Annotated in this window: 14 protein-coding genes and 2 pseudogenes; 14 read left to right on the top strand and 2 right to left on the bottom strand. The window is 67.6% G+C overall.

The features are described 5' to 3' along the window. The 6 genes from dnaE to ACFY4A_RS40895 form a co-directional block, all read left to right on the top strand. A partial coding sequence (dnaE, locus tag ACFY4A_RS40920) for a DNA polymerase III subunit alpha (protein WP_390834396.1) occupies positions 1 to 2,126 on the top strand: 2,126 nt, incomplete at its 5' end. Between the two features lie 96 nt (positions 2,127 to 2,222). After that, positions 2,223 to 2,378 (top strand): hypothetical protein, encoded by a 156-nt coding sequence (locus ACFY4A_RS40915; RefSeq protein WP_390834395.1) that lies wholly within the window; start codon positions 2,223 to 2,225, stop codon positions 2,376 to 2,378. Positions 2,379 to 3,147: 769 nt separating this feature from the next. Next, a complete protein-coding gene (locus ACFY4A_RS40910) occupies positions 3,148 to 4,128 on the top strand; it encodes a CopG family transcriptional regulator (protein WP_390834394.1) in 981 nt (326 codons plus the stop codon). Positions 4,129 to 4,419: 291 nt separating this feature from the next. After that, complete coding sequence (locus ACFY4A_RS40905; protein WP_390834393.1) at positions 4,420 to 4,962, top strand: PadR family transcriptional regulator; 543 nt, start codon at positions 4,420 to 4,422, stop codon at positions 4,960 to 4,962. After that, positions 4,959 to 5,816, top strand: coding sequence for an ABC transporter ATP-binding protein (locus ACFY4A_RS40900; protein WP_390834392.1), 858 nt, complete (start codon positions 4,959 to 4,961; stop codon positions 5,814 to 5,816). The genes ACFY4A_RS40905 and ACFY4A_RS40900 overlap by 4 nt, the downstream gene beginning before the upstream one ends. 2 nt (positions 5,817 to 5,818) lie before the next feature. Continuing rightward, positions 5,819 to 7,594 (top strand): FtsX-like permease family protein, encoded by a 1,776-nt coding sequence (locus ACFY4A_RS40895; protein ID WP_390834391.1) that lies wholly within the window; start codon positions 5,819 to 5,821, stop codon positions 7,592 to 7,594. 26 nt (positions 7,595 to 7,620) lie between these two features. On the opposite strand, the pseudogene ACFY4A_RS40890 reads toward ACFY4A_RS40895, so the two are convergent. Beyond that, a pseudogene (locus ACFY4A_RS40890) lies at positions 7,621 to 8,902 on the bottom strand (transposase); the annotation flags it as partial. A gap of 82 nt (positions 8,903 to 8,984) precedes the next feature. On the opposite strand from ACFY4A_RS40890, the pseudogene ACFY4A_RS40885 reads away from it, so the two are divergent. After that, positions 8,985 to 9,254, top strand: a pseudogene (locus ACFY4A_RS40885) (hypothetical protein); the annotation flags it as partial. Further along, a complete protein-coding gene (locus ACFY4A_RS40880; protein ID WP_390834397.1) occupies positions 9,239 to 9,442 on the top strand; it encodes a hypothetical protein in 204 nt (67 codons plus the stop codon). The pseudogene ACFY4A_RS40885 and the gene ACFY4A_RS40880, both read left to right, overlap by 16 nt. A gap of 100 nt (positions 9,443 to 9,542) precedes the next feature. Here the strand turns inward: ACFY4A_RS40880 and ACFY4A_RS40875 are convergent, their stop codons facing one another. After that, on the bottom strand, positions 9,543 to 10,127 hold the full coding sequence (locus ACFY4A_RS40875; RefSeq protein WP_390834390.1) for a DinB family protein: 585 nt from the start codon (positions 10,125 to 10,127) through the stop codon (positions 9,543 to 9,545). A 1,084-nt stretch (positions 10,128 to 11,211) separates the two neighbouring features. On the opposite strand from ACFY4A_RS40875, the gene ACFY4A_RS40870 reads away from it, so the two are divergent. The 6 genes from ACFY4A_RS40870 (at position 11,212) to ACFY4A_RS40845 (ending at position 20,993) form a co-directional block, all read left to right on the top strand. Continuing rightward, entirely contained in the window at positions 11,212 to 14,070 is a 2,859-nt protein-coding gene (locus ACFY4A_RS40870) for a peroxidase family protein (RefSeq protein ID WP_390834389.1), read from the top strand. A 12-nt stretch (positions 14,071 to 14,082) separates the two neighbouring features. Further along, positions 14,083 to 15,453: a hypothetical protein gene (locus ACFY4A_RS40865; protein WP_390834388.1), complete on the top strand. Its 1,371-nt coding sequence runs from the start codon at positions 14,083 to 14,085 to the stop codon at positions 15,451 to 15,453. A 48-nt stretch (positions 15,454 to 15,501) separates the two neighbouring features. Continuing rightward, complete coding sequence (locus ACFY4A_RS40860; RefSeq protein WP_390834387.1) at positions 15,502 to 17,223, top strand: thiamine pyrophosphate-binding protein; 1,722 nt, start codon at positions 15,502 to 15,504, stop codon at positions 17,221 to 17,223. Between the two features lie 22 nt (positions 17,224 to 17,245). Then, positions 17,246 to 18,952, top strand: coding sequence for a thiamine pyrophosphate-binding protein (locus tag ACFY4A_RS40855; protein ID WP_390834386.1), 1,707 nt, complete (start codon positions 17,246 to 17,248; stop codon positions 18,950 to 18,952). A 63-nt stretch (positions 18,953 to 19,015) separates the two neighbouring features. After that, positions 19,016 to 20,128: a lipase family protein gene (locus ACFY4A_RS40850; protein WP_390834385.1), complete on the top strand. Its 1,113-nt coding sequence runs from the start codon at positions 19,016 to 19,018 to the stop codon at positions 20,126 to 20,128. 667 nt (positions 20,129 to 20,795) lie between these two features. Next, positions 20,796 to 20,993, top strand: a complete 198-nt coding sequence (locus tag ACFY4A_RS40845) for a hypothetical protein (RefSeq protein ID WP_390834384.1) — start codon at positions 20,796 to 20,798, stop codon at positions 20,991 to 20,993. Positions 20,994 to 21,097 lie beyond the last annotated feature (104 nt).

The raw sequence follows: 21,097 nt of genomic DNA, 5'->3' as shown, positions 1-21,097 counted from the left end.
CGATGGGCGACCGCATCACCAAGGCCATGCCCGCCGACGTCCTCGGCAAGGGCATCCCGCTGTCCGGCATCACCGACCCCGAGCACCCGCGCTACAGCGAGGCCGGCGAGGTCCGCGGAATGTACGAGAACGAACCGGACGTGAAGAAGGTCATCGACACCGCACGCGGCGTGGAGGGGCTGGTCCGGCAGATGGGCGTGCACGCGGCCGGCGTGATCATGTCCAGCGAGACCATCACCGAGCACGTCCCGGTCTGGGTCAGGCACACCGACGGCGTGACCATCACGCAGTGGGACTACCCGAGTTGCGAGTCGCTCGGCCTGCTGAAGATGGACTTCCTGGGCCTGCGCAACCTCACGATCATGGACGATGCCGTCAAGATGGTGAAGGCCAACAAGGGCCTCGACGTCGACCTGCTCTCGCTCCCGCTCGACGACCCCACGACCTTCGAACTGCTCCAGCGCAGCGACACCCTCGGCGTCTTCCAGTTCGACGGCAACGCCATGCGCGCCCTGCTACGCCTGGCGAAACCCGACGAGTTCGAGGACCTCACGGCGATCGGCGCCCTGTACCGTCCGGGTCCGATGGCCATGGGCACCCACACCAACTACGCCCTGCGTAAGAACGGCCTGCAAGACATCGCGCCGATCCACCCGGAGTTGGAAGAGCCACTCAGGGAAGTCCTGGACGTCACCTACGGCCTGATCGTCTACCAGGAGCAGGTGCAGAAAGCCGCCCAAATCCTCGCCGGATACAGCCTGGGACAGGCCGACCTGCTGCGCCGGGCCATGGGGAAGAAGAAGAAAGAGGTTCTGGAGCAGGAATTCGCACCATTCCAAGATGGTTGCCGAAAGCACGGCTATTCAGACGAGGCGATTCAGGCCGTGTGGGACGTGCTGGTCCCCTTCGCCGGCTACGCCTTCAACAAGGCACATGCGGCCGCCTACGCGCTGGTGTCGTACTGGACCGCCTACCTCAAGGCCAACCACCCCGCCGAGTACATGGCCGCGCTGCTGACCTCCGTCAAGGACGACAAGGACAAGTCGGCCGTCTACCTCAACGAGTGCCGCCGCATGGGCATCCGGGTGCTCCCTCCGAACGTCAACGAGTCCGAAGCGAACTTCGCCGCCCAGGGCGACGACGTGATCCTCTTCGGCCTCTCCGCCGTCCGCAACGTCGGCACCAACGTGGTCGAGTCGATCATCAAGTGCCGCAAGGCGAAGGGAAAGTACACGAGCTTCCCCGACTACCTCGACAAGGTCGAGGCGGTGGTCTGCAACAAGCGTACCACGGAATCGCTGATCAAGGCCGGCGCCTTCGACGCCATGGGGCACACTCGCAAGGGGCTCATGGCGCAGTACGAGCCGATGATCGACAACGTCGTGGCGGTCAAGCGCAAGGAGGCCGAGGGGCAGTTCGACCTCTTCGGCGGCATGGGTGAGGAGACCAGCAGCGAGCCCGGCTTCGGATTCGACGTGCAGTTCACGGACGACGAGTGGGACAAGACCTATCTGCTCGCCCAGGAGCGGGAGATGCTCGGTCTGTACGTCTCCGACCACCCTCTCTTCGGCCTGGAACACGTGCTGTCCGACAAGGCGGACGCGGGCATCGCCCAGCTCACCGGCGGCGAGCACGCCGACGGGGCCGTGGTGACCATCGGCGGCATCATCTCCGGCCTCCAGCGCAAGATGACCAAGCAGGGCAACACCTGGGCCATCGCCACCGTCGAGGACCTCGCCGGCTCCATCGAGTGCATGTTCTTCCCGGCGACGTACCAGCTCGTCTCGACCCAACTCGTCGAGGACGCGGTCGTGTTCGTCAAAGGCCGTCTCGACAAGCGCGAGGACGTGCCGCGGCTGGTCGCGATGGAGCTCCAGGTCCCCGACCTGTCCAACGCCGGCGGCCATGGCCCGGTCCGCCTGGACATGACCGAGTCCCAGGTGACAGCACAGTCTATCCAGCAGCTGAAGGAAATCCTCCAAGCTCACTCCGGCCCGACTGAAGTTCACCTACGGGTACGTGGCGCCGTTAAGACCACCGTCTACCGGTTGGGTTACCGGGTCACCGTCCGGCCCGAGTTCTGGGCTGACCTCAAGGCCACGGTGGCCGTGACTCAAGCAACATGAGCAACGGAAGGTGCATGCCTGTGGCCCGTGCTGCGAGTCCCCGTCGGTTAGGCCCCGGACGAGTCTCCGGGCCGCTCCCAGACAGGCCAGGGAGGCGTGCTTGACGGGAGTATCGCTCACGCCGCGCTGCTCACCGAACTCGCGCGCCTCGCCCCGGACACCGCCGGCGACCAGCTGGTGTTCGCGGCCTGGCTCGCCGCGTTTCTCAACCGCGCCACCGAGACACCCGGCGCCCTGGGGGGCCCGGCATGAGCGAGCACCAGGAGCACGAGGTCGTCGTCGCGGTCTGGGCACCACGGGACCCTGGCGCGGGGAGCCGGGTGCGGGTGGTGGAGCAGCGCGGATTCGGCCACTTCTGATCATTGCCCAGCTCACTGCGGACGCAGGCCGGTACGGTCGATCGGTTTGCGGCTGGTGCGGGCCGTTGCCGGGAAGTGTTCCGTCGACGCGTCGTCACAGGGGGTACGAGTGGGCGAGATCGATCACGAGATAGCCGGGAAGGTCGCCGGCCTCCAGGCGGACATCAGCTCGGTGCTCCAGGAGTTACAGGACCTGCGCGAAGACCATCCGCGCTACGAGGCGCTCTTCGCGCAGCTGGTCAACGCCGGATCAGCGCTGCTGGAGTATGAAGCCCAGGCCCCCGCAAAACGGGAAGAGCCGCACCGGCAGATCAGCAAGACCGCCCTCACCTGGTCAGCGCGGGTCCACATGCTCGGGGCCGTGCTGCTCGCGCTGACGCCGCTGACCGGCTGGATCGGCTGGGGCTGGGTCGCTCTCGCCGTCTTCCAGCTGCTGTTCGGTTTCCTGGCCACCGGGATGGACGCCCCTGTACAGGGACACCGGGAGCTGTGCATCGCGGCGGGCGTCCTGGGGGCGGTCACCGTGCTGGTGCCCCTGCTCGTCTTCGACGTGCTGTCCGGCTGGTTCTGGATCGCCGCGGCCGCCGGCTGGATCGGCAGCTTCGTCCTGGCGACCGACGCCGACGCCGCACACACGCGGGAAGGGAAGGGATCAGCTGAGCTTGGAAGGGTCGTACACGAACCTGGACCGCAAGGTCCACAACCTCGAAACCAGCCTCCAGCACGCACTGTCCGAGGTGCGCTCCCACGACTCCCAGCTGTCGGAGGTGGAAGACGCCGTCGGCCAGCTGGAGGACATCCCCCGCCGGGTCGACAGTCTCGAGTACGACCTGCGGGAGGCGAAGGAAGAGACCGAGCGAGTCGAAAGCGACCTCGGTGACCGTATCTCGGAGGTCGACGGGAGCGTGGACCGGCTCGCGACCCGGGTGGCGGCTCTGGAGCGGTACCTGCGCCAAGCCGAGGGCGCCGTCGTCGTCGACCTCGATGAGGACCGCGCCGGCGAGCTGCACGCCTTGGCGGTCACCGTGAACAAGGGCCTCGATGCGCGTGTCGGCCTGCTGCCCGACTACGAGCGCTCCCGGTTGAAGCTGGCCGGTGACCACCTCAAGCACGCTCTGGAGGAGCGGGGCCGGCATCGTGCCGCGGTCCTTCGCGCCGTCGCGGTGCTGGCCACCACGCAGGCCCAAGCCCCGGAGCGGAAGGCGGCCGAACTCGACTTCAAGGCGTCCGCGCCCAAGGCCCGGGAGGCTCACGGCCGGATCGGTTCGCTGACGACCAGCGCAGAGCAGGCCCGGCAGAGGCTGGAGGCGGACGACGCCCTGCGCGCGAAGAAGGCCAAGGTGATCGGGGCGGGCCAGCGGGCGGACACGAAGCTGCGGCTTCGGCTGCGCAGCCGGCTCTCCGAGACGCTCAGCGGGGCGGAGCTGCTGCCGGTCTGGTTCGTCACCGCGCTCGGTCCCATGGCCCCCTCCGGGAACGCCAACGACTGGATGGACGCCGCGACCGATGTCCTGGCCTACCAGGTCACCTACCAGATCACCGATCCTGTGGTCGCCCTTGGCACCCCGCCCGACGGCCACCGCGCGCCGCGCCGTAGGGCGTGGCACCAGGAGCTGACGCGGGAGCTGCGGCGCTGGGGGTAGTGTCTGCCGCCCCGAGACCGGACACAGGCCATGTCACGCTGACGGAGCGTGAGCGTGACACCGCCTGTCACGCTCCTCAGAAAACGCGTCTCGCCACCTCGAATACGTCCGCGTATGTCCGATTTCTAGGGCGGTGAACCTGTTCCACTCCGAGGGAGTCGGGCGACCCTTCGGGAGGGATCTTCAGAAAACGAAGGTTTCTTGAAGGCGGGAGCGCGGTCTATGGGGGTCGGTTTGACGCCGCTTTTAGTTAACCGCTATCTATTGAGGCGTCGTAGAGGAGGGTGGTCCGTGCAGGACGTGGTGCTGGCGCTGCTGACCAAGGAGCCATCACACGGGTACGACCTGCGCAGGCGTTTGGTAGCGGCGCTCGGGCCGTTGGGGGAGACGCTGAACGCGGGGCAGATCTATGTGACGCTCACCCGGCTCGAAAAGGCGGGTCTGGTCGTCCAGGAGCGTGAGGACGCGCCGGTGCGTGGCCCGCGACGCAAGGTGTACGCGCTGACCGCGGCCGGGCAGGAGCGGGTGGCCACATGGATGGACGAGAGCGCCGGACCCAGGGCGGACGTGACGGAGTTCCACCTGAAGCTCGTGGCCGCCGCCGAGTCGGGCGTGGCTGATCCGCTCGCGCTCGTGGACGCCCGGCGGCGAGAGCTGATGCGCAGCCTCGCCGAAGCCCAGCACGCCGCCCTTGCTCACGACACGGGCTCGGAGGCCGGGCTGCTTCTGGAGGGCATCGCGCTCCGGTTGCAGGCCGATCTGCGCTGGTTGGAGGCGTGCGAGCGGACCTGGTCCGCCCGCACACCGCGTGGGAAAGGCAAAGGAATCGGATGACGAGAGACGGTCAGCGCGTCAGGGGCCGGTCCCAGCGGAGGGGTACGGACGACGGCCCGGGCGCGGGATGGGTCGGCCGCCAACCCGGTGAGGCGGCCGGGCCGTTGCTGCGTGCGGTCGGGCTGACGCGGGTGTACGGGCAGGACGAGAGCGTGGTGTGGGCCGTCGATGGGATCGACCTCGATGTTCCCGCCGGGCAGGCGCTCGCCGTGACCGGGCCCAGCGGCTGTGGTAAGTCCACACTGCTCCAGCTTCTCGGCGGTCTTGACCGGCCCACCGAGGGCGAGGTGTGGCTTGGTGGGCGGCGCGTCGACGACCTCGGTGAGCGGGCGCTGGCCCGGCTGCGGCGCCGCACCGTCGGGTTCGTCTTCCAGGCCTACCACCTGATGGACGAGCTGACCGCGGCGGAGAACGTCGAGCTGCCCGCGCTGCTGGCCGGCGCCTCACCGCGCACCGCCCGCCACCGTGCCGCCGAACTCCTCGATCACGTCGGGCTCGCCGACCGGGCCCGACATCTGCCCTCCGAGCTCTCCGGCGGGCAGCGGCAGCGGGTCGCCATCGCCCGCGCGCTGGTCAACGAGCCGCTGGTCGTCCTCGCGGACGAGCCCACGGGAAACCTCGACAGCGCCGCAACCCACGACATCCTCCGCCTGTTCGGCGAGCTGCGCGCCGCCGGCCAGACCCTCGTCATGGTCACCCATGACGAGCGGGTCGCCGCCACGGCCGACCGCGTCGTCTCCCTGCGTGACGGGGCGGTGGCCGACGACACCCACCTGGACGGCAACCACGGCGGCACAGGGCACGGCCACGGCAGCGGCACAGGGCTCGGCTCACTGCTGAGCTGGGAGGACTGACCATGGGACACCTGCTGCTGATCTGGCGCCTGATCCTGCACGACATGCGCCGCCGTCCCGGCGAGGCCGTCATGTTCCTGCTCGCCGTCACCCTCGCCAGCGCCAGCCTGACACTCGGCGCCGCGACCACCAACGCGGTGTCCACCGGGTACGCGAAGACCCGCGCGGCCACCGCCGGCCCCGACATCATGGCCTCGACGACGAGCCCGGACCCATCCGGCCTCGCCGAGCGCCTCGCACACGCGCCCGGTGTCACTGCGCTCGGTGGCCCGTTCTTTGCGTTCGACACCACCATCCGGGCACACGGCCAGACCGCGCACTCCGCAGTCGTGGGGCGCGACAGTTCGCCGTCCGCCGTGGACCGGCCGCTGGTGACCTCCGGGACCTGGGTGCGTCCCGGCGGCGCAGTGGTCGAGCGCGGCTTGGCGCAGGCACTCGGTGTGCACGTCGGCGACAGCATCACCCTCAGCGGGCGCAGCATTGCAGTCGTCGGGACCGCGATCAGCGCGGCCATCGAGGTGTATCCGTGGAGCAACGCGGCGCAGGGGCCCGGGGCGTCCGACTATGGCGGCATGGTGTGGCTCACCACGGCCGACGCTCGCGCGGCGGCAGGCGACGCGCCCGTTGTCCACCTGATCTACCTGAAGCTGTCCGACCCTGCCGCGACCGACGGGTTCGGCCGCTCCCCGGCCGTCGACGCCATCACCGCCGACAGCTGGGTCAACTTCCACTACTGGCAGGACGTCCTCAACACGGACACGAACATGATCAAGGACACCCGGCCCACTCTGATCATCGGCGGCTGGCTGCTCGCCGTCGCCGCGATCGTCACCCTCACCGCGCTCGCCACCGTACGCGCCACCCGCGACAACCGGCGTGCCACCCTACTCAAGGCCGTCGGCGCCGGCCCCGGCACCGTCACCGCCGTCCTGCTGGCGCAATACCTGCTGCTGACCCTCCTGGCCACCGCGCTCGGACTGACCGCCGGGACCCTGGCCGCACCCCACCTGGTCGACCCCAGCGCCGGGCTGCTCGACACCGTCAGCCCCCCGGACACCCGCACCATCGCCGCCGCGGTCGTCCTCGCCCTCGTGGTCGCCGTGACCGGTGCGCTCGGGCCCGCCCTGCGCGGCGCCCGCACCGGTACCGTCAACGCCCTGGCGGACCCGGCACACGTGCTCACGCACCACCCGCGCCTGAACGCCGTGACAGCGCATCTGCCCACGTCGCTGCTGCTCGGCATCCGGCTGCTCGCCCGTCGGCCCGGCCGCGCCGCCCTGGCCTCCGCCGGCACGGCCGCCACCACCCTCATGGTCACTGCGCTGCTCACCTTCCACACCGAACTCGGTGCGGCCCCCGCCTTCAAGCGGTTCGGCCCCATCGAAGTGCGGACCGACCAGACCGGCCAGGTGCTGCTCGCCGTCACCCTCGCGTTGGTGGCACTGTCCACGCTCAACACCGTGCTCCTCGGCTGGAGCACCGCCGTGCAGGCCCGGCGTGCCCTGACCATCACCCGTACCCTCGGCGCCACACCCGGCCAGGTCGTCACGGCGCTCTGCGTCGCGCAACTCCTGCCCGCTGTACCCGGAGTGGCGGCGGGTATTCCGGCCGGACTCGTCCTGTACTGGTTCTTCGGCACGCAGGTCACGCCCCCGGGATCGTGGCTGCTCACCGCCGCACTCGTCATCCTGCTGGCAGTCGGAGCGCTGACCGCCCTGCCCGCGTGGATCCACACCCGCCGCCCCGCCGGGCGCGTCCTCAACGCCGAACCCGCCTGACCGGCCTTGCCTGCCGGGGCCGCCGATCAGTCCTCGTCCTCATCGTCCTCGGCGGCGTCCGGGTCCCGGAAGGGACGCAGGCCCTGACCGGGGCCGCTGGCCTTGATGTTGAACAGGTAGCGGCCCAGAAAGTTGATGTGCCGGTCCTTGAGCGGGGAGAGGCGGGCCACGTCCTCGTCCTTGATGTCGTGGCCCTCGGCGCGGAGCTGGGCGACGGCGGCGTCGATGTAGCGTGTCGTCCACAGGACAACTGCTTTCAAAACCAGGCTAAGTGACCCTAGTTGGTCCTCCATCCCGTCCCGGTATGCCTGGTGAATGGCGCCCTTCTTGCCGTGGCAGATGTGGCGGGCCAGGCGGTGGCGGGACTCCTGCACGGTCAGCTGCCGGTTCATCAGCCGCCGGTAGGTGTCGTCGACCGGATCGACCAGGGCGAGCAGGTGCATGGTCTTGTCGATCCGCCCGTACTCGGCGAACGCGGCCCCCAGCGGGGTCGGGTGGCCCTCGTGGCCGAACATTCGCAGCAGATCGTAGGCGCGGACCTGGTTCGTGATGAGCGATCCGGCCACCCGGAGCATGTCCGGCCAGTGCGCGGCGATCCGCTTGAGGTTCACCTTGTTGCAGGCGACGGCCTCCAGCGGCCCGTACCCGGCGCCCGGCGCCTCGCCGTCGGGCAGGTCGGCCCGCCAGAACCGTTGGTCGTCCAGATCGCGGAAGCGCGGGGCGAAGCGGAAGCCGAGCATCTTGTACAGGCCGAAGGCCATGTCGGAGTAGGAGGCGTTATCGGTCGCGACCATCTCCGGCTTCACCCCACCGTCGAGGTTCAGCAGGGTGTCCAGCGTGTAGAGGCTGTCGCGTGGGGTGCCGCGCACGACCACCGCGCCGATCCCGGCGAACCTGGTCGTTGACGGCGTTGAGCCAGGTCACGCCCCGTTTGTAGCCGTAGTACCTGGGCGAGGGACCGGTGTTGATGCTCTTGACGGGGACGACGAAGCGCAGGCCGTCCACGGAGGCCAGCAGAACCTTGCCCCAGAACTGCACGATGGGCACCTGGGCCTGGGCCTCGATCAGGGCGGCGTTGGCCGCGGCGACGTCGCCAGGCGCATAGGTCTGGTCGACGTGGGACAGCCGCCCGTACTTGAGCGCGTCGCCGACGCCGATGACCGGGGTGTAGCCGACGTTGCAGCCGTGCGCGACCAGCAGCGCGGCGATCGTGAGGTGCAGGTCCTTCAGCCTCGCCTCGCCGCCGGTGACCGAGGTGAACGCCTGGTCGGCGCCGGTCCACGAGAACACCTCCAGCAGCGCCTCGGGCGACGAGGTGCCAGTGCCTGGTCAGGCCCCGTGCCGAGGAACCGAGGGGCACGGCAAACTCGCGGGATGTTGCACACTCGCCATGCTCCGACGGACCCTCAACGACGACGCTCTGCCGCTGCGGAGCCGGATCGTTGCCGCGTTCGTTCTCCTCCATGCCCAGCCCGTCAGCCGCATCGTTCGCCTCACCATCGACGACGTCACCGACGACGCGACCACCATCACCGTCCGCCTGGGAGACTCGCCGTCTCCGCTCCCGGAACCCGTCGCCGAACTGATGCGGGCCTACGTCCGCTCCCGCCAGGACCTGCCCTACGCCAGCTCCAGAAGCTCCCGATGGCTCTTCATCGGCCGCCAACCGGGGCAGCCGATGAACCCGGGCAGTCTCCAGGCCCACCTACGCGAGATCGGTGTCCCGCCACAGCGAACCTGCTCGGCCGCTACAGCTTCGCCGCCTCGACCCCGGCCGCCGGCGCCCTGCGCCCGCTGCGCGACCCGGACGCGCCCGAGCTGGACGAGGACGACGAAGGCGTGGACTGAACGCCCACATCGGGTGACGCGGGCATATCAGGTGGCCGGGGTGCTCGGAAATCGCAAGCGCCGGTAGGGGAGCTGATGTCAGGCTGCCCGGTATGTCTAACTAAGCCTTGATTGATGCGGCCGACCTGGCGGCCTGCTCGATCTTCGCGCAGTAGGCTCCACGGGCTTCCTCGTCGATCTGCTGCTCGTATTCGGCGCGCACCCCGGTCCGGCCGTCGAGGCCCTCGCGCAGGATATCGGCGTGCCCGGCATGCCGGATGGACTCGCCGAGGACATGGACCATGACGGCGAACAGGTTCGTGTTGGGATAAGGCTCCGGCCACCACGGCACGTGGCCGGGGGCGTCGAGGGGAATCTCGTTGATCGTCGCGTCCGAGTGTTCCCACGTGCGCCGGTAGAACCCGATGATCTGATCGCGGGTCTCGTCCTCGATCGCCCACTGATCGCTGCCGTCGGAGTCCTGCCACCGGGGCAGCGGTTCCGGGGAAGGGCGGTCGAAGACCTCGCCGAAGTACCTGGCCTCGACGGTGGCCACGTGTTTGACCAGGCCGAGGAGGTTGGTCCCGGTCGCTGTCAAAGGTCGGCGGGCGTCGTATTCGGACAAGCCGTCGAGTTTCCAGAGCAGCACCTTGCGGTCCCGCCGCAGTCTCCCGTGCAGGTTGTCCTTCGCGAATTCATCGATCATGCGGCATGAGCCTTCCATGGGCCGTTCGTGGTCTCAAGATTCCGTACGTGGTCCGCAACGGCTGGCAGAGCCGAGGCTGGGCGTTGTGCGTCGCCGGCCACAGGCTGGCAGCCCAGGCGATCGGAACGCCGAAGAACTCTCGATCGGGGCCAGGGTCGGCGGCGAGACGCTGGCGAACGCCCCGCACGCCGCACCTGCCAGTGCCGCCTCCGGCTGCCACGCCAGGGAGCGGCCAGCATGAGTGAATCCATACTCGGCCCCTGTTTTTAGGCGGCGCCAGGCTGAGCTGCCATCCATTCTGCGGATGCTGTCAAATACAACAGAACGACAACTGCTCGTAGCGGATCTGATGCCACAGCAGGCCAACGCCGCGCCTCCGCGCCTGTCCGGCCGCGGAGCGGGGAGCCTGTTGAGCAATGAGAACGCGCGGTGAAGGCGACCGGCTCACTCGCCGACAACGCCGCAGAAGTGTATCTGAGGCAACGTCACCTGAGATCACGACCGATTTCGTCTCACGCACCTACAACAAAGCCGCGGAGGAGTTCGCGGGTGTTTGTTGCAGGTGCGTGATGTACGCGAACTGGATCCCCTGGAGACGCTACATGGCCCATGTTTGTTGTGGACATGACTTGATGGCGGCACCGGCGTCCGACGCCGTCGTGGCGGGGGCTGTCACCCCGTCAGGCCAGATCGTCGCAGCGGCACGCGAAGGGACCGGGCCAAGCTCGATGAGCCCGCAGCCCCCGCACAGCGATCTCCCCGCCCTCGGCCCAGGCCCTCCGGGCCCAGCGCCGGGTCGCCGGCGGCGACATGGCCGTGGTTCAACAGCCACCTCTTGGTGGCCCTGTTTTCCTCAGGCAAGTGAGGACGAGGGCGACCAGGCAGGGTCTCTCGATCCTGCCCACGATTCACCCGTGTGCTCGACTCTCCGCGACAATACCGCATATGTTCGCAAAGATTACGAAATGTAAAGGTAGGGGTAGATCACCTACGACTCTCGGCAAGGATTCCGTGTACGGACGCCTCGTCCCGGACGGCCCGCATGTCTCCGTGTGGCGGTGGCCCCCTTCGCGAAGAGGAACGCATGCACGAGATAGAGCAGTACGAGGAATATGTCGGCGGGAGCCCTGAGGCTGAGCGGCTGATTTTCGAGCAGCTCTCACGCGACCTCCTGCGGGTGCAGCTCAAGGTGAAGGAGCGCAGCGGCTCGGCCGCCGTTCAACGAACATTCCACGCCAAGGCGGTCGTTAGCGTCGAGAACGCCCGGCTGAGGTTCCACGACGATCTTCCGGACGCCTTGCGAACGGGTTTCGCCAGGCCGGGAGCGGAGTACCCGGTCACGGTCCGGCTGTCCAACGCGAGCGGGGTCCGTCAACCCGACTTCGCGCCGGATCTGCGGGGTGCGGCGCTGCGTGTGCAGGTGGGGCACCATGAGACCCACGATCTGCTGATGACGAGCTTCCCGGTCTCCCATGCCCGCAACGCGCGCGAGTTCGTCGCTTTCGCCAAGGCCATGGCAGGTGCGGATTCACGGCTCCGCAAGGCGTTCGCGTTCTTCGTCAAGCTGCCCCTGGCAGTCGGCTGGTCCACGGCCACGCGCATGCGGCGCAACGTGGTCGCGGGGGCCAGGCGCACGGTGCGCAGCCTGGCACTGGAGACGTACTGGAGCCGCGGCGCGATCCTGTGGGGCCACGCCGGACCGGTGCGCTATCAACTGCGCCCCGCCGCCGACGCCCCTCCAGCCCCGGATCCCTCCGGCACCGACCCCGACTACCTGCGGCGTGAGCTCGCGGACCGGCTCAGTCAGACCAACCTCGTCTTCGAGTTGTGTGTGCAGCGCTACGTGGACGCCAAGCGCACGCCCATCGAGGACGGCGCGGCCGAGTGGAAGGAAGAGGATGCACCCGTCCTGCCAGTGGCAACGCTGACGATCCCGCGCCAGGACATCGCCACCGCCGAAGCACGTGCCGCCGCGTCGCGGATCGACCAGCTCGCATTCAACCCCTGGAACACCACCGACGCCTTCCGCCCCCTTGGAAACCTCAACCGTGCCCGCAAGGTCGCCTACGAGGCGAGCAGCGCCCACCGTCTGGGCTACCGCTTCGTCACCGTCGAGCCACGGCGCAACGCAGTGCTCGGAGTCCCACTGCGGGCCGTCTTCCGCGCCGTCGACCGCTTCGTCCCGTGGCACCGGCTGCCCACCCGGCTCGGCCTGCTCAACCTCATGGCCTTCCGGCAGACGCTGCGCCGGTACAACCTCATCGACACCGACACTCACGAGGCTCCGCCTGCCGCCCAGTCGGCACCGGGGCCCATCAGCGAGGAACTGCGGGCCCGGCGCACCTACGACGGCTCCTGGAACGACCTGTCGGCCCCACGTATGGGCGCTGTCGGCTCCGTGTTCGGCCGCAACATGCCGCCGGTCTACCGACCAGACCTGTTCGACAAGCCGAACCTGGTCACCGTCAGCAGGCAACTGCTTCACCGCGACAGGTTCATCCCCGCGACGTCGCTGAACATCATTGCCGCCGCGTGGATCCAGTTCCAGGTACACGACTGGGTCGACCACAAGCGTCACCCCGTCGGCGAGAAGTCGGTCGAGGTACCGCTGCCGCCTGGCATGACCTGGCAGAACACCCCGGGCGGTGGCCCGGAGAAGGTGATGCGCTTCGCCGAGAACGAGGCGGTGCACCAGCTCGGGCAGCCGCCGATCCAGTTCCCCAACACCGCCTCTCACTGGTGGGACGGCTCGGAGGTCTACGGCGCCACCGAATCCGTCGCGAAGTCCCTGCGTGAGCCCGACGGCAGGGCCGAGTTGCGGCTCGAGGACGGGTACCTGCCGAACGGGAACGGCGCCCCACTCACCGGCTTCCGCGACAACTGGTGGTTCGGTCTCAGCGCCATGACGACCCTGTTCGCGCGTGAGCACAACGCCGTCTGTCAGGCGCTGCGGGACGAGTATCCGCAGATGAGCGAGGACCGCATTTACCACACGGCGCGCCTCGTTGTGGCAGCTCTGATCGCCAAGATCCACACCGTCGAGTGGACTCCTGCGATCCTCGCCACCAAGACCATCGACATCGCCTTGAAGACCAACTGGCAGGGACCGCCCAAGACCTGGCTCGACCAGTTGGGCATGTGGCTGCTCGAGGCGCACGACCTCGGCGGCATTCCCAAGACCATGCCTGACCACCAAGGTGCGCCGTACTGCCTCACGGAGGAGTTCACCACCGTCTACCGGATGCACCCGCTCATCCCGGACGACTTCGAGATCGTCGACCACCGGTTCGGCCACCGGCTCGACACCCTGGCGTTCAAGGACGTGCAGGGAACCGCCGCAGAGCCGCTCATCCGCAAGACCGGTCTGACGGACACGCTCTACTCCCTGGGCATCGCCAACCCAGGGGCGATCACACTGCACAACTACCCGCGCGCGCTCCAGGCGTTCGAGCGCGACGGAGAGGTGATCGACCTGTCCGTGGTCGACCTGGCGCGCACCCGCCGCCGCGGCGTCCCACGCTACAACGACTTCCGGGCGGGCCTTCACAAGCCGCGGATCCGGCGGTTCGAAGAACTCTCCTCCGATCCGGAGACGGTTGCACGGCTGAAGGACGTGTACCGATCGGTCGACGAGATCGACACCATGGTGGGGCTCTTCGCCGAGAATCCCCCCAAGGGCTTCGGCTTCAGCGACACCGCTTTCCGCATCTTCATCCTGATGGCCAGCCGGCGGCTGCAGAGTGACCGCTTCCTCACGGTCGACTTCAGGCCCGAGGTCTACACCCCGCTGGGCATGGACTGGGTCGAACGCAACGGCATGACAAGCGTCATCCAGCGGCACTGCCCCGAGCTGGCGAGCTTTCTGCCACGCACGGGCAGCGCGTTCGCGCCCTGGCGGGCTGTCCAGCCCGTCGGCAACCACGGCGACGCCGACCGCGACTGATGGGAGCAGGAGATGTCCGTACATGAGACCAGGCACGCCGGTCTCGAAGATCTCCTCGCCCGGCCGCTGTGGGAGACGGTCTTCAAACGGCGCACCCACCGTGTCAGCCGAGGCGCGTCTGTCCCAGCCAGGTCGATGACCTACCGCTCTCCCCACCAGCCGATGCCGCTGGGAGAACTGGAGGAGGCGGTACTCATCGCCCTCACCGGCTGCTCGGGGCTCACCATGCCGGACCGGCCCTTCGAAGACCCGCGCGACCACAAGCCCATCATGGCCAAGCCGAACCTGAACATGGTGGGGAGGACGGCGGGCAGCCCCGACAACGCGCAGGGCACCCACTTCTTCATGATCAACGACAGCGGCACGTACTACCTCAGGAAGCTGCCGCCCTCCCCGCAGGTGACCTTCGACCCCGACACGCTGATCGAACGGGCACGCCAATCGAAGGTGAAGGTGCTGGACCGCCGTCTGGACGTCGCGGAGGGGATGCGCGACTTCCCGGCCTACCTCGATTCCAACCGCTTTTTGTCCAACCTCGAGGGCACCACGCTCTTCCTACCGGTCGTCGACCTCTCCCACCAGTACATCAACGCGCTGATGTATCTGCTCACCCAGCCGGAAGGAGCCCGGCCCACCCTCGTCGACGACCGCAACTTCTACCGCCCAGCCGGGGTGAGGAAGTGGATGAAGAACGGGTTCCTCAACCCTGACCTCAAGCTGCCGCTCGGCGCCCTGGGGCCGATGCGCACCCAGATCGAAGCAGACCTGCTGCTGCAGAACATGATGCTGGTCGCGGACGCGATGGGACTCGGCGCCTGGATCCACGCGACGATCAGCCCCCAGATCATGCTGGGCGACCCGAAGTTCTCCCGTGCCTACGGCCGCATGCTCGGCTTCGACTTCGTCACCCCGCGCTTCCGCCCCGCCGACATCCTGCGCTGGCAGGTGCCACTGCCGAAGTACACGAACCTGCGCGCCCACCCGGTGGGATTGCGGGCAGGTGGCGAACACCTCATCCAGGGTGCCTGCCCGCCCAACTACCCGTCGATGGAGGCCGCTGTCGACGCGGTGGTGCAGAGCAAGTTCGGCAAGGGCGGCATCTACGAGGGCCAGAAGATCTTCCGCCGCATCTACAAGGACGGCTACGCGGAGCGCTACCTCGCCGAGGCCAGCGAGTACGACCAACAAGTGATTGACTGCGCGCGGGACATCTGCGTGTACATCCACGCCACCCACGGGCGGTTCCCCGCACACGCCGACGCCATCCATGTGCCCGGCATCTGGCTGCAGACGCACCATCTGGAATCCGAGTACTACGAGCGGTTCTTTCTGAACGGCCTGACGGATGCCCACCGCCTGCACACCTCGGGATGGCACGCCTGAGCCATGCCCTCCGACCCGGCACGGGAAGCACACACCGAAGGGAGCGCCATGCGGGTCTATGAAGCCATCGTCAAGGGGCTCGAAAGCGCCGGAGTCGACACCGCGTTCGGCGGCAACGGCGAGAACATCGCCAGTCTGGCGCTGGCGCTCGAGCGGTCACGGAAGATCCGGCCGATCATGACCCGGCACGAGCAGGCCGCGTCGTTCATGGCGTGCGGCTACGCCATGTACACCAACCGGCTGGGGGTCTGCTTCGCGACCGTCGGTCCCGGTGCGTTCAACCTGTTCACCGGCCTCGCGGTCGCACTGTCGGACTCCTACCCCGTGCTGGCCCTCACCGGTTTCGTCTCTCTCGACTGGCGCGGACGTGGCGCGGTGAACGACACGTCCGGGCTGAACCGTACCCCCGACTCGCAGACGATGTTCGCAGCGACGACCAAGAGGTCCTTCCTGCTCACCGACATCGCCGACACCTGCGACGTGCTCGAGGAGGCCGTGAACATCGCGTTCGAGGGGCGGCCAGGGCCGGTGCACATTCATGTGCCGCAGAACCTGACACACCGGGGCATGACCGTGGACAACTACCGCGACGTCAGGCTTGACGTGGCGCCGGTGCGACCCGACCCGGAGCAGATCGAGGCCATTGCCGGGGTGCTGGCCGGTGCGCTCGGGCAGGGGCGCCGAATCGTCCTCCTGGCCGGCTTCGGCGCGATCCGCAGTCATGCCGAGGCGACGGTGCAACGCTTCGTCGAGCGGTTCCAGACCCCGCTCGTCACCACCCTGGACGGCAAGGGGATCATCCCGGAGACCCACCCGCTTGCGGCCGGGGTGTTCTCGGAAAGCGGCCACGCGAGCGCCTCGAAGGTGTTCCGGGAGGCCGACGTGGTCCTGGCCGTCGGCAACTCACTCAACCAGCACGCGACTTTCGGCCTGCGGGACGACCTGTTCGACGGCAAGGTGCTCATCCAGGTCAACATCGCGGCCAGCGAGATCGGCAAACACTACGCCCCCGAGCTCGCACTCGTCTCCGACGCGCGTCTGGCCATCGAGGCGATCACCGACGCCCTCGAAAAGAGAGTCGGTCGGGTCGATCCCGTTCAGGGCATCGGCCGCCGGGACCACGAGGAACGACACCTCCCCCACCTCCCCGGCGCGATCCATCCGGGGCAGTTGGCGCAGGCGATCGGCCGGATGCTGCCGGAGGGCGGCGTGGTCCTCGCCGACGCCGGCGCGCACCTCGCGTGGCTGGGCTACTACGTGGACCTCGAGAAAGGCCAGAACTTCCGCAAGACGGGTACCTTCGGGCCGATGTCCGCGCACGTGAACGGCGCGATCGGAGTAAAGCTGGCCCAGCCTGAACGCACGGTCGTCGTCGGGTGCGGCGACGGCTGCTACTCGATGGCCGGCTTCGAGCTGATGACCGCGGTCGAGAACGACGTGCCAGTGATCTGGGTGATCTTCAACGACGACGAGTACAAACTCGTGAAGCTCTACCAGATATCGGAGTACGGCAAATCAGGCCTGGTGGACTTCCAGAACCCCGACTTCGCCGCGTACGCGAAGGCATGCGGCGCCGACGGCCACCGCGTGGAGACGCTGGAGGAGTTCGAGGCCGCGTTCCGGACCGCCCTCACGTCGGGCAGGCCGACGGTGATCGACGCCAAGATCGCCCGATGGGCCCTTCCGCGCTACAGCACCTCGCCCGAGGGCGTCATCCCCGGCATCTGGGAGACGCTCGAGGAGCGGTTCCGTCACAGCAGCAAGAAATGAGCGCCACGATGAGGGAGAGCCGATGAGAGTCTACGAGGCCATCGTCAAAGGGCTGGAAGGCATGGGGGTGCAGGCCGCTTTCGGCGGTGCCGGGGAGAACGCCGCCGGCCTCATGCTGGCACTGAAGCATTCCCGGCAGATCCGGCCGGTCATCACCCGACACGAGCAGGCAGCATCCTTCATGGCCTGTGGCTACGCCATGTACACCAACCGGCTGGGTTTCTGCTTCGCAACCGCGGGGCCCGGCGCGTTCAACCTTTTTTCCGGACTGGCCGTGGCGATGTCCGACTCCTACCCGGTCCTCGCCGTGTCGGGATACTCGTCGAGGAAATGGCAGGGATGGGGCTCGCTCAACGAGACCTCGGGCCTGAACCGGACACCCGACTCCCAGGCGATGTTCGCGGCCACCACCAAGAAGTCCTTCCTGCTCACCGACATCGCCGACACCTGCGATGTCCTCGAGGAAGCGGTCAACATCGCATTCGAGGGCAGGCCCGGGCCCGTGCACATCCACGTACCCGAGGACCTGACCGAGCGCGGTGTCGAGGTCACGAATTTCCGGCCCGTCCGGCTCGACGTCGCGCCGGCTCTACCCGACCCGGCGCGGGTGGAGGAGATCGCATCGGTGCTCGCGAACGCCCTCACCAGGCGGAAGCGGATCGTGGCACTTGTCGGCTTCGGCGCTGTCCGCAGCGGAGCGGGGCCGGAGATCAAGCGGTTGATCGAGCGGTTCCAGATCCCGCTGCTCACCACGCTGGACGGCAAGGGCATCGTGTCCGAGAGCCACCCGCTCGCAGTGGGCGTCTTCGCGGACAGCGGCCATTCAAGCGCCTGGAAGGCCTTCCGTGAGGCCGACGTCGTGCTGTGCATCGGGAACTCCCTCAATCAGCACGCCACATTCAACTACCGCGAAGACCTGTTCAAGGACAAGCTGCTCATCCACGTGAACATCTCAGAAACCGAGTTCCGCAAGGCCTACAAGCCCGACCACACACTCCTGTCCGACGCACGTCCGGCAGTAAAGGCCCTCGTCGACGCCCTGGAGAAGAAGGTCGGCGAGGTGCCGGAGGTCGCCGTCGAGGGCCAGGACTACGAGGCCCGGCACATCACCCATCTGCCAGGGAAGATCCACCCCGGACAGCTCGCGCAGGCGATCGGCCGTTTGCTGCCGCCGCAAGGTGTCCTGCTCGCCGATGCAGGTGCCCATGTGGCCTGGCTCGGGTATTACGCGGAGCTGGAGGAGGGGCAGAACTTCCGCAAGGCCGGTTCCTTCGGACCAATGGCCGGGCACGTCAACGGGGCCATCGGCCTCAAGGTCGCGCACCCGGAACGGACCGTTGTTGTCGGCTGCGGGGACGGGTGCTATTCGCTGTCCGGGTTTGAGCTGATGACTGCCGTCGAGAACGAGATCCCCGTCATCTGGGTCATCTTCGACGACGAGGAGTTCAAGCTGATCAAGCTTTTTCAGCTCTATGCATACGGAGAGACCGGTCTGGTCGAGTTCCAGAATCCGGATTTCGCGGCGTACGCGCGTGCGTGCGGCGCCGAAGGCTATCGCGTCGAGACGCTGAAGGAGTTCGAGGACACGTTTCGCGCGGCACTGACCTCCGGTCGGCCCACCGTCATCGACGCCAAAATCACGCGCTGGGCCGTCCCGCACTACAGCCCCTCGCCCGACGGCCTGATCGACGGTCTTGTCGAGGCCGTCGAGGCGCGCTTCCGCGACTGATCGCCCCGTTCGGACATGGAGCACCGGAAATGGAGATGTGCTCAGGAACCAAGAGGAGCAGTTATGTCCGACGCCTGGAGCCATGACGAGGTCATCTATCCCGAACTGGGCCGTATCCTCTCCGAATCGCAGGGGGAACGGAACGAAGAGATCGCTTATGCGCTGGCGATATGCGCCGGTTATGCGTACGCAGAGGTAAAAGGAGGTGCTGACAAGGTCACCCTCAGGAAAAGACTTGCGCGCGTGGGCTTGCAGGACAACACCTGCAAGCCGATCGAACTGTCAGTGGACGCCATGTTCATCGACAGCACCGCTTTTGTGGTGCGCGCCTGCGAGGGAAAGGTGGCCATTCTGTGCTACAGAGGCACCGAGATAGCGGATCTCACCGACTGGCTGACCGACATCGATACGGAACCGGAGACGTATTCATTCCCGCAGGCTCCAGACCGGCGTAACTGGCGTGTCCACAGCGGCTTCTACCGCAGCACGCGAGCAACGTGGGATGACGTCATGGCGGAACTGGCGAGCGCCGGACCGGAGGCGCTGTACATCACGGGACACAGCCTGGGCGGAGCCATGGCCGCCATGGCGGGCGTGATGTTGAGGAAGGATCAGGACCCCAGGCACCGTCAGGTGCGGGATGCCCTCAAGGCGGTGTACACCTATGGGCAGCCCATGATCGGCAATGTTGAGTTTGCCCGGGAGTGCCAGGCAGACCCTTTTCTCAGGGATAACGTCATTCGACACGTTCACCGCAACGATATCGTGCCCCACCTTCCACCTGTCGCGACAGGGCCGTTCGCTCACTTCGGGACTGAATTCCGCTATCTGAATGATCCCCCCGGGCTGGAGAGCCCGAGCGGGTACTGGCGCCGCAACGCGTCGGCACGACAGGCGGGTATGATTGATTTTGCGCTCACTCCATGGGAGTTCGTGGCGCGCAGAATTCCCATGGCTGGCTCTCTGGTCGCGCGCTGGCGTCCGATCGGTGCAAAGATCGAAGCCGTGGCCGACCGTGTCGAGAAGGCTGCTGACACTCTTCATGTTCCATTCGGCCGCCCTCCCTCATTCGTTTGTTACTCGATCGAGGATCACGCTCCGCATCACTACATCGCAAAGCTGGCGACCCCGGGGGTACTGAGCGAATTCGAGCGGGAACGGACTTCCGTGTCCTGAGTGGGCCCCAAACACCGCGAGTGTCACATCCAGCAGGATCTTGCCCGCGCCGTGCACCGCCCGGGGCTTGCGCCGCGGCGCCAACTCCGCCGATATCGCCTTATCCAGCGCGGATCTCGCTCCATCATCGCTCATCTCCCCGGCGCCCAGCGTCGCCCCCTGCCTGACGCCCACTGCCCCGCCAGCGCACCGGTCGGCGCTGAATCCTGCCGGAGGGCCTGCTCGACCACCTGGCCCAGGTGCCCGATCCCAGGGATCCGCGCGGGGTGCGCTACCGGTTGCCCGCCACGTCCATGGTGTGGGAAGACTTCCCCCTCGGGGTGTGGATCAAGACCGTCCCGTAGTCCGGCGAGCTGTCAGAAAGTCGTCTGGAGGCTCTGGCAGACCTGGACCCGGGATGGTGCCCCGTGTGGGAGATCGGCTGGCAGCGCGCCCTACCGGCTCGTCCTCGCCCACGTGAAAGCCGGAGGCACTCTCGCCCTCAGCCGCGGGCTCGACCCCGATCGTCTCCAGCAGATACTGCTGCGCGGGCATTAGCTTGTCCCACCCGGACCGCTGCCCGGTCAAGCCAGGGCCGGGCGCGCCCCGGACGCAGGACGCCTGGTGGACCGCCAACATGGCCTCCCCGGATGGACAACTTCGATGCTCAGCGAAGCGTTGGGGGTGCGTGACTAGCTTTCGGGCAAAGGTCGGCGATGACGTTCTTCATGACGACCACGCCGACAGTGTCCGCGACGACCTGCAGCAATACGTGGCCGACCAATTCGGCCATGACGACGGCGTGTTGATTGTCGACGACACCGGCTTCCAGGCGGTGCATGCCGGCCGGCCGGGGGAAGCGAGCGAGGACCTGCGTTTCGCGTAATTCAGCGTCCTAGTAGGGCTCCGTTAGGTCGTTGTGGATCTTGCTGTGTGGTGTCTGATCCGGGTTGTGGGCAGCGGCTGGCGGCAGGTGGTGCAGATGCCGGT

This window comes from Streptomyces sp. NPDC001292, assembly GCF_042896465.1.
Lineage (GTDB): Bacteria > Actinomycetota > Actinomycetes > Streptomycetales > Streptomycetaceae > Streptomyces.
Note: the sequence above shows the minus strand (reverse complement) of the source record. Positions and strands in the feature narration are given on the sequence as shown.

Excerpts from the sequence above, each read along its gene's own strand:
- ACFY4A_RS40900 (WP_390834392.1), top strand. The coding sequence starts at position 4,959 with ATGACGAGAGACGGTCAGCGCGTCAGGGGCCGGTCCCAGCGGAGGGGT.
- ACFY4A_RS40895 (WP_390834391.1), top strand. The coding sequence starts at position 5,819 with ATGGGACACCTGCTGCTGATCTGGCGCCTGATCCTGCACGACATGCGC.
- ACFY4A_RS40880 (WP_390834397.1), top strand. The coding sequence starts at position 9,239 with ATGGCTCTTCATCGGCCGCCAACCGGGGCAGCCGATGAACCCGGGCAG.
- ACFY4A_RS40875 (WP_390834390.1), bottom strand. The coding sequence starts at position 10,127 with ATGATCGATGAATTCGCGAAGGACAACCTGCACGGGAGACTGCGGCGG.
- ACFY4A_RS40870 (WP_390834389.1), top strand. The coding sequence starts at position 11,212 with ATGCACGAGATAGAGCAGTACGAGGAATATGTCGGCGGGAGCCCTGAG.
- ACFY4A_RS40865 (WP_390834388.1), top strand. The coding sequence starts at position 14,083 with ATGTCCGTACATGAGACCAGGCACGCCGGTCTCGAAGATCTCCTCGCC.
- ACFY4A_RS40860 (WP_390834387.1), top strand. The coding sequence starts at position 15,502 with ATGCGGGTCTATGAAGCCATCGTCAAGGGGCTCGAAAGCGCCGGAGTC.
- ACFY4A_RS40855 (WP_390834386.1), top strand. The coding sequence starts at position 17,246 with ATGAGAGTCTACGAGGCCATCGTCAAAGGGCTGGAAGGCATGGGGGTG.
- ACFY4A_RS40850 (WP_390834385.1), top strand. The coding sequence starts at position 19,016 with ATGTCCGACGCCTGGAGCCATGACGAGGTCATCTATCCCGAACTGGGC.